We start from the raw sequence: 7,105 nt of genomic DNA, 5'->3' as shown, positions 1-7,105 counted from the left end.
GGGGGGGGGTCAGCCGCCCCGGTCCCGCGCCGGGGCGCACCCGGCACAGTCGGTACCGGCGGCGATGGCGCCCAGCACCACCGGGTGCAGCAGCCCGTTGCTGGCGACGGCCAGCTGCCCCTCCGCCCACGATCGGCCGGCGGGGTCGGTGACCCGGCCGCCAGCCTCCTGCAAGATGAGGATGGGGGCGGCCAGGTCCCAGACCCGGTCGGTGTGCTGGCCGACCACCACGTCGACGGCGCCGTCGGCCAGCAGGCACCACATCAGGAAGTCGCCGATCCCGCGGGTGCGCCAGCACACCCCGGCCAGCCCGGTGAACCAGGGATCCACGCGCAGGTCGCCGTAGGCCAGGTGGGCGTCGGACAGCGTCTCGACCCGCGACACCGCCAGCGGCCGGGGGGCGGGGTCCAGCGGCCCGGTGGTCCAGGCGCCCTGGCCGCGCACGGCCCACCAGCGCCGCCCCATCGCCGGGGCCGAGATCAGCGCGACGTCGACGCGCCCGTCGACCTCGAGGGCGAGCAGGGTCGCCCACCAGTCCACCCCCCGGAGGAAGTTGCGGGTGGCGTCGATGGGGTCGAGCAGCCAGCGGACCCGCTGGCTGCCGGTGGGGCCGCGCTCCTCGCCCAGCACGCCCTGCTCCGGGCGGTGGGTGCCGAGGAGCGCGCGGAGGCGGTCCTCTACAGCCAGGTCGGCCTGGGTGACCTCGCTGGCGTCGGGCTTGCGCGCCACCAGCAGCTCGCCGCTGCGGTACAGGTCCAGGCTGAGCCGGTCGGCCTCATCGGCCAGCAGCCGCGCCATCGCCAGGTCGTCGCCGTCGGCGGTCGCGCGGTGGTCGCTCACGGCAGCACCTCGCCGAGCGCGGCCAGGAAGGCGTCGTTGTCGGCCGGGGTGCCCACCGTGACCCGCAGATGGCCGGCCAGGCCGGGCTGGTCGGACACGTCACGGACCGCAACCCCCCGGTCCAGCAACCCCCGCCGCACCCCGGCAGCCGGCCCCGGGACCGCGAAGCAGACGAAGTTGGCCTGGCTCGGCCGTGGCTTGACCCCCCGGCCGCGGAGGCCCAGCAGCCCAGCGACGACCCGCTGGCGTTCGGCGACCACCCGGGCGATGGTGGCCTGCAACGCCGCCAGGTGGTCCAGGGCGAGCAGCCCGGCGGCCTGGGCGAACCCCGACGGGTGGTAGGGCAGCCGCACCCGCTCCAACCCTGCTACCACGTCCGGGTGGGCGAGCAGGTCACCAAGGCGCAGGTCCGCCAGGCCCAGCGCCTTCGAGAAGCTGCGCACCACCGCCAGGTTGGGGTACTGGCCAAGCAGCCCGACGGCGCTCGGCGCGCCGGAGAACTCCGCGTACGCCTCATCGACCACCACCAGGCTGGCCGGGTGTGCCTGGCAGCGCTGGGCCACCACCGCCAGCGGTGTCGGCTCCCCGGTCGGGTTGTTGGGCGAGCAGACCACCAGCACCTCGGCGGTGCGGTCGCCGGTCACCCGGCTGCCGGTGAGAGCAGCCAGGTGCCGGTAGCCACCCCAGGTCGGCTCGCGGATGCCCACGCTGCGGCCGGGCCCGGCGAAGGCGAGCAGGACCTGCTGGAGGACCTCCCAGGTGCCGGCGGCCACCCACACCCCCTCGGCCGCATGCCCATGCACCTCGCCGAGGCGGGCGCGCAGCCCAACCGCGTCGAGGTCGCCGTAGCGTTGCCAGTCGTGACCGGCCGCCAGCTCCGCCAGGGCGGCCCGCAGCCCCGCAGGGGGCGGCCAAGGGCTCTCGTTGGTGTCCAGCCGCACCCGCACCCGCGGGCGCGGTGACCGGTAGGGCACATGGCCGGCGAGTTCCGACCGGGGTCGTGGACGGTCGGAGGGGGGTGCCGACCCCGAGCCACCTGCGCCGGCAGGCATCCCGGCCACCTGACCCTGAGCGCCCAGGACAGCCCTGCCGAGGTAGGGCCGCACCTGCTGGCGATCCCGGCCGGTCACGCAACCCCACCCCTCTTTGCCGGCCTCTGGCAGGCGTAGATGGGGGAGCGTGACAGGCCGATTGGAGACACCAGGGCCAAGCCAGCCGGGTGACAGGCGATGGAGATGGTGCTGACGCGGGCGTCGTAGTCGTGAAGGGTCGCCCAGCCGCGCAGGGTGCGGGCGGTCTCCCGTGCGCCGCGCATGGATGGAGTGCCGAGCAACAGCGCCTCGCGCACGTGCGCGTCCAGGTCGTTGGCGAGCGGCCGGGCGCGACCTGTCGCCACGGCCCGAAGGTGCCAGCGCAGGTCCGGCTGTGCAGCAGGAGCTGTCAGCGTAAGGCGAAGGGATTGCCGGCCGAAGCGGCGCACCGGTCGTGCCATCGCGTCGTCCGGGAGCACCCACGCGGCCTGGTCGGCAGGGCTTTTCGCGTGCATCCGACGGTCCTCCTGTTCCGTCACGGCTGGGAACGAACGGAACGCTGAGAAGATCCGCCGAGAATGCCTAACCAGCTATGTTGACCTTGGCATCGCATATGCAGAACAGGCATATGGGCAGGGCTCATCGCCAGCGCCGTATGCACGGCGAACCAGCTTGGATTGGAGGATGTCGTGCGAGACCACATCCGTGATCACTGGTGGTGGCGGCCCGGCTGGCGGCCCGGCCGCCGGTTCTGGACCTGGCACCTGACCTTCGATGACCAGGCGACAGCGAACGGGCAGGCGGCACTGCGCGAGGTGGCCGAGCACTACCAAGCTCACCTTGCCGAGCTACCAAGCCTTGACCTGGTGCCCTTTGAGTGGCTGCACCTGACCATGCAGGGCATCGGGTTCGTCGATGAGGTGCCCGAGCGGGATGTTCAGCAGATCATTACCGCTGCCAGGACTCGCTGCGCTCGCCTTGCACCATTGGCCTTCACCCTTGGCCCTGCGGTTGTCGGCCCTGAAGGGGTGAAGCTGCGCGTCACCCCAGCAGCGCGCGTTGAGCAGGTCCGTGGCGCGGTACGTGGGGCGATTGCCGAGGTGTGGGGGGAAGCCCGGGTACCCGAGTCCGCTGGGGACTTCACGCCGCATGTGAGCCTCGCCTACAGCAACGCGGATGGACCGGCCGGTCCGTATGCTGAGCTCCTGCACGGCCTGGGGCCGCGATCGGCGGCCGTCACGCTCCGAGCCGTGCGGCTCATCGTCCTCGGCCGTGACACCCACCTGTACCGCTGGGAGACGTATGCGACCGTCCCGTTCGGCAAGGCGGCATCGGGCATGTCTGGCAACTAGCGGCGGGCTGCGATCTCGGTCTGGAAATCCCGAACTCGCTGCGCCAAGGGGCCGGTGAAGCTGTCGTCCCCCACACCTAGAGCCTGCCCCGCGAGCGCGTACGCCTCCGCGACCTGCCCAGCCTGCACGTAGGCCCTGGCCAGGTCCAGCTCGACCATCGCACGGCGCTTGCGCTGCTCTGGCTGCAGCAGCCGGAGTGTTTCCTCCAGGTTGGCCCTTGCCAACCGGGGCTTGCGGAGGAACACGTAGCACTCACCGGCGAGGGCCCGCAAACGGGTGAAGTCGAAGAAGTCCATGTCTGGGCCAGGCTCGGCCCGGCCACCCTCACTCAGAGCCCGCTCAGCCTGCGCGAGCGCTCTCTCTGTTGCAGCCAGGTCGCCCATCCCCGCGCAACCACGTGCCTCCAGCGTGTACAGCCACGCGAGCATTCGGCCGCTGACGTGCCTACCCGTGCCAGCCCGGTCGATGGCGGCAAACCCGACGTCGCGGATCTCTTTGTGGTCTCCCTCGAACGTGGCGACCCGGCCTCGGCTTGCGATTACGTAGGCGCTGAGCACGCGATCGCCGGCCTGCTCGGCCGCCTCCGGTACCTCGGGCGGCTGGAGCGTCGCCTCGTGGGCCTGCTTGCCGCACGGGGCGCAGAGCGGCCCCGGGTTGTTCTGCGCAAGGCGCACTCCGCAGCGACAGGTCCGGGCAGCCGGGCCGTTGCTATATCTCATCGGGCCGCCGAGCCGGGCTGGCAGGCATCGCCACGTCGGGCCTCCGGACAGGTCTCCGACCATGCCCCGGCCGCAGCATCAGCGCGGGACCTTCTCTACCAGGTGACGCTACCACGGGAGACACAAGTCACGGACGCCTGCGCAGGGCTGCCCAGGAGCGCGGTGGCGTGTATCGCCTCCAACCGTTCGGCAGGCTCTTCATGTCCCTCAATTCGCCGGTGAGTGCATCATGTCCTTCGAGCCGCATGAGTGGGGCTTGGGACGACGGCGCTCACCGAAATTCCAGATGAGCACCCTCAGGGAGTTCAAGGCCGACCAAACCAACTGCTTGCTCTGATCTTCAGTTGTTCGCATCATCCGGCTCACGCGCAAGCTCGGGTGGCTCCGACGGGTGCGTAGGCGCGGTGCCGCGCCGTTCCGGAAGGGCGGGCGCGACGCGGTCGAAGTTAATGTTCGCAAGGCCGTTGAGTCGTCCCACAAGCAGAGGACCGGCGACATCACGAAGCATCTGGACCGCCAGGCGCAAGAGCTGGCGGTGCTCAGCGGTAAACAAGTGGTCGAAGGCCCTACTTTCATAGTTGGTATCGCCGACCAGTGCGTCAAAGCAAGCCAGTTCGGCGGTCTGCGGCAGGTCCCGTGCAACCGCTGGGTTCGCCCGAAGCGCGTCGAGCAGGTCCAGGTAGCGAGGGATCCAGGGCGGCGGGTCGGCGATCAACTCACGAAGGTTTGGCACAGAGACGTCCAGCCGGATAGCACCTCGTTCGACGTACCGGGCGTGAACCTGCTCGACGAGGTGCCCAAGAAGCTCGTCGGCGGCGGCGAGGACTTCAAGGATGGAGGTGTCCTCGGGGTTACCGACGGTTAGAGCCAGCTCAAGCCTCTGCTGCAGCCGCTGAGGGGGCAACGCGTCAAGCGCCTGCGCATCGGTGACCGCGGCAACGAGCAGTCCTACGAGGGCATGGCCTGCGATGATTTTGCCGGTGGGGTCCGGTAGGATTCCCGCCGTGTCCAGGGCCTCCCGCAAGTTTGTCAGGGTAAGCAGGACGCGGTGCGGAGCGGCCAGAAGCGCCTCGTACCGAAGGAACGCTACGAGATCGGCCGGGATGTTTCCTAGGCCCCTGAGCTGGATGTCTGTGCGGCTCTCGGCGTTCATGCAACCAGAACCGCTCAGGTGTGCGAAGGTCGGCGGGAGCCATGCGTGCGCAGCCTCCCGCTTCTCCAGCGTTGGCACGTCGAATACCTGGATGTCAAGCCTCTTGGCAACGTCGCGGCCACGCCTGCTGACCGTCTGCCGCACGAGAACAGCGCGGTCTGCCTCGACGTACTGGCGTAACCCGGCCAGCCAGAGCAGCCGGTCTGGCTCGCCGGCCTGTCCCTGGCCGCTCTTGCACTCCAGAATTGAGCGGGAGACTCGCAGGCGCAGGTCGATGTCGACGGCCACCACGTCGAGATCGGTGAGCACGTCACGCCCGGCCTCGGCGTTGACCCGGACCGGGGCTCGCAGGCGAACCAGGGCTCCTTCTGCGAACTCGACCCGGCCCACGCGCCTCTCCAGGTCAGCGCCGGCATCCGGCGCTGACGCGGGCCTGTCCCTCCCGGGCCGGGAGCTGCGCCGGCTACGAGCCGAGCTGGGTGGGCTGGAGGCGGCACGAGAGTCACGGCGGTTCGCGTCGTCTTGCTTCGCCGTTCGTAGTGCATCGGCCTGCTCGTCCTCTTGGCGACCAGTCGTCTGATCAGGCTGCTCAGGCCGTTCCGGCGCCCCGCCACTTTGCCTAGGCGGTCGCGGCTCCTCGGGGCCCACCCGGCTCGGCGGACGTCGGTCCGCCGAGGCTGCGCCGAGGTTCAGCTCTGCTTCGGCGGCTGTCGTCAGGCGCTGGTCAGCTACCACGGACCCCTCGCCTCACAGACTGTCGGAGCGCGGCGATAAGACGGCGCGTGTCGGCGTCGTCGACTGGGGCGTTGTGCGCCAAGCGCGCCCGCTCTCGCTCGATGTGGGTGTAAGACCGCTGGCCCCGGAGTTCAGCGGTGGTCTCCGTTGCACTCCCGCCAGGCCTGGAGTCGCGCGCGGTGAGGATCTCGAGCGCGGCCTCAGCGACATCGGCCTGCAGTAGCTCAAGTCGCCACCTCCCCGGAGTCGAGCCCGGCTTGACGCGAGCGATCCCACCTGTCTCCAGCATCGGGTAGTCGGTCCCGATTGGTGAGGCGTCGCCCGCCTCGCCGTACTGAAGCAGGCGACGGACAAATGCCGCCGGGCTCCGCAGACGGACCCTCGCGAAGGTTGCAGCGTAGACCATAGACCCGACAAGCTGCCGTACTTGTCCGGAGGCGTCACCCGGCTGCACTCCAAACGGATCCCGAGCAAGGTGAGGCGTGAACAGAAAGCGCTTCTCCTCTCCCTCCGTAGTTTGCACCACCGAGCGCTGGACGAGGCCCTGGGAGACGGCGAAGTCGACCCAACGCAGCTCCGTGCTGCTAACGAGCGTCTCCGGCATACCAGGGGAGGCGGCGACCTCCTCCAACAGGGCGCCCACCTCCCGACGGACGCGGGCGTCCTCCGCACGGAGCGCAGCTTCGGCCACCCGCTCGTCGCCGACCCAGATGTTGGGGTTAAACACGGCGCTGCGCCCGTCTTCTGCTTGTACCTGGCGGACCAGGCGGACGGCAGTCAGGTGCCGAAGCGCGTCCTCGGCCGCCTGCTCTCCATGCTCGGCGCCCACTTCCAAGGCGGCGGCCAGCTCAAGAGGCTGCCGGGTTGTCGCGCGGAGGATCTCCAACGCGGCACGTTCAACGGGCGTGGGCATGTTGATGTTCATGACACTGGTGGCGAGCGCGATCAGCTCGATGGGTGGTGGCAGCACGGCATCGACGGAGACAAGCGCACCGTCGGCGGCACGGTTGATCCGGACCCACCCAAGCTGGTCGAGCACTGGAAGGATGAGCCGGTCGAGCTCCACGAGCGCGATCCCTGCATCGACGCCGATCGCGTGCACCCGTTCCATGCTCGAGACGCCCGAATTGCGTAGCCGCCACGCCATCTCGTACACCTTGCCCGAAAAGACGAGCTGCCCAAGAGCAGCCGTGGCCGGGGATACGGTGTAGGTGGACAGATGGCGAGCTGGCCGCCCAGTTCTGGTGACTGGCGGCCACCAGCTTGACGCGGCCA

Annotated in this window: 7 protein-coding genes; 1 reads left to right on the top strand and 6 read right to left on the bottom strand. The window is 70.0% G+C overall.

Features of this window, described 5'->3' with window-relative positions:
* Positions 1 to 9: 9 nt before the first annotated feature.
* The 3 genes from VG276_31640 to VG276_31630 are packed head-to-tail and all read right to left on the bottom strand — an operon-like array spanning position 10 to position 2,236.
* Positions 10 to 840 carry an inositol monophosphatase family protein gene (locus VG276_31640; GenBank protein HEV8653829.1) on the bottom strand — a complete coding sequence of 277 codons (831 nt, stop codon included), beginning with the start codon at positions 838 to 840 and terminating at the stop codon, positions 10 to 12.
* Complete coding sequence (locus VG276_31635) at positions 837 to 1,970, bottom strand: aminotransferase class I/II-fold pyridoxal phosphate-dependent enzyme (GenBank protein HEV8653828.1); 1,134 nt, start codon at positions 1,968 to 1,970, stop codon at positions 837 to 839. The genes VG276_31640 and VG276_31635 overlap by 4 nt, the downstream gene beginning before the upstream one ends.
* The gene (locus VG276_31630) at positions 1,967 to 2,236 is read right to left on the bottom strand and encodes a hypothetical protein (GenBank protein ID HEV8653827.1); all 270 of its coding nucleotides are present in this window, start codon (positions 2,234 to 2,236) and stop codon (positions 1,967 to 1,969) included. The genes VG276_31635 and VG276_31630 overlap by 4 nt, the downstream gene beginning before the upstream one ends.
* A 450-nt stretch (positions 2,237 to 2,686) precedes the next feature.
* Here VG276_31630 and VG276_31625 point away from each other — a divergent pair, with 450 nt between their 5' ends.
* Positions 2,687 to 3,223 carry a 2'-5' RNA ligase family protein gene (locus tag VG276_31625; protein HEV8653826.1) on the top strand — a complete coding sequence of 179 codons (537 nt, stop codon included), beginning with the start codon at positions 2,687 to 2,689 and terminating at the stop codon, positions 3,221 to 3,223.
* Here the strand turns inward: VG276_31625 and VG276_31620 are convergent.
* The 3 genes from VG276_31620 to VG276_31610 all read right to left on the bottom strand — a co-directional run bounded on the left by VG276_31620 (position 3,220) and on the right by VG276_31610 (position 6,932).
* Positions 3,220 to 3,897, bottom strand: a complete 678-nt coding sequence (locus VG276_31620; protein ID HEV8653825.1) for a hypothetical protein — start codon at positions 3,895 to 3,897, stop codon at positions 3,220 to 3,222. The genes VG276_31625 and VG276_31620 overlap by 4 nt on opposite strands.
* A gap of 385 nt (positions 3,898 to 4,282) precedes the next feature.
* The gene (locus tag VG276_31615; GenBank protein ID HEV8653824.1) at positions 4,283 to 5,485 is read right to left on the bottom strand and encodes a hypothetical protein; all 1,203 of its coding nucleotides are present in this window, start codon (positions 5,483 to 5,485) and stop codon (positions 4,283 to 4,285) included.
* A 334-nt stretch (positions 5,486 to 5,819) separates the two neighbouring features.
* The gene (locus tag VG276_31610) at positions 5,820 to 6,932 is read right to left on the bottom strand and encodes a hypothetical protein (protein ID HEV8653823.1); all 1,113 of its coding nucleotides are present in this window, start codon (positions 6,930 to 6,932) and stop codon (positions 5,820 to 5,822) included.
* Positions 6,933 to 7,105 lie beyond the last annotated feature (173 nt).

It is taken from the genome of Actinomycetes bacterium (assembly GCA_036000965.1).
Classification (GTDB): Bacteria; Actinomycetota; CALGFH01; order CALGFH01; family CALGFH01; genus DASYUT01.
Note: the sequence above shows the minus strand (reverse complement) of the source record. Positions and strands in the feature narration are given on the sequence as shown.